The sequence below is a fragment of the Flavobacterium sp. genome, assembly GCF_013822155.1.
GTDB lineage: Bacteria > Bacteroidota > Bacteroidia > Flavobacteriales > Flavobacteriaceae > Flavobacterium.
This window is the reverse complement of the sequence record NZ_PNJW01000170.1, coordinates 1-1,410: the sequence shown is the minus strand read 5'-3', so window position 1 is coordinate 1,410 and position 1,410 is coordinate 1. Positions and strand designations below refer to the sequence as shown.

1 protein-coding gene is annotated in these 1,410 nt (G+C 31.2%); it reads left to right on the top strand.

What is annotated here, in order from left to right; translation table 11 throughout:
• Positions 1–151 precede the first annotated feature (151 nt).
• Positions 152–1,261, top strand: coding sequence for a restriction endonuclease subunit S (locus C0512_RS15665; protein WP_290863254.1), 1,110 nt, complete (start codon positions 152–154; stop codon positions 1,259–1,261).
• Positions 1,262–1,410: the final 149 nt, after the last annotated feature.

Genomic DNA, 1,410 nt, shown 5'->3' with positions numbered 1-1,410 from the left:
GTACCTAGTAAATATATAGAATTTGTTGACCAAGACAGTGGTATCGATTTTAATACTGAAATGAAACGCATACAAAAAGAATTTAAAGAAATTCTCCAAGAGGAAAAGGCATCACAAGAACAATTAATTGAAGCTTTTAAAACTTTAGGTTATGAGTTATAAGCGTATTGGTGATTATATTCACTTAGTGGACAACCGCAATAAGAATTTAGCGGTTACAAATCTATTGGGTATAAACATCACCAAAAATTTTATGCCTTCAGTGGCCAATATTTCTGAAACAGATTTGTCAAAATACAAAATCATTCACAAAGGACAATTTGCATATAGTGCAATGCAGGTAGGCAGAGATGAAACAATCCGTTTGGCTTTGTATACAGAAGATAAACCTGCTATTATATCTCCTGCATATTTAGTGATTGAAGTGAATGATCAAAATGAACTTTTACCCGAATATATGATGATGTGGTTTCAAAGACCTGAATCAGACAGGTATGGTTGGTTTATCAGTGATAGCAGTGTAAGAGCAAGTTTAGAATGGGAACGCCTCTGTGATATTAAAATACCGATTCCAGATATTAAAGAACAGCGCAAATATGTAGCATTGTACCAAGGCTTACTTAACAATCAAAAGTCTTATGAAAAAAGCTTAGCTGATTTGCAGTTGATATGCGATACTTACATTGAAAACCTCATTAAAACCGAAGAACCAAAAGTACTTGTAGATTATATTGAGCAATCGGATGAAAGGAATAACAATTTAAAGATTGACAATCTTATTGGTATAAGTGTAAATAAGGTATTTATGCCAACCAAGTCTAATAAAGAAAAACTTGACTTGTCAAATTACAAAATTGTTCATCCAAGAGAATTCGGATATGTTTCGGTTACATCAAGGAATGGAGAGAAAATTTCAATAGCACTTTTAGATAATGAAGCCGGATTAGTTTCAAGCACATACACAGTTTTTAGAGTTATAGATACTTCTATTCTATTACCCGAGTTTTTGTTTTTATTTTTCAAAAGGTCAGAATTTGATAGATATGCTAGATTCAATTCTTGGGGTAGCGCCAGAGAAACATTTGATTGGGCTGATATGTGCAATGTAAAATTGCCCATTCCAGATATTAAAGTTCAAGAAGCAATTGTTACCATTTATCATACTTTAGAAACTCGTAAAAGAATAAATGAACAATTAAAAAGTACTATCAAACCGCTTTGTCCTGTATTGATGAAGGGTGTGGTGGAGAGTTTAACTTAAAAACAAAAAATTATATGAGTTAAGTGTATTTCATAAGAAATGATAGCTTAAAAATTAAATCAAAAATAGGTTATGACTAATAAAACTGAAAATTTTTTTTCTGAAGGAACTGGAAAACTACTTTCTATACTTGGTATTTTATTTATATT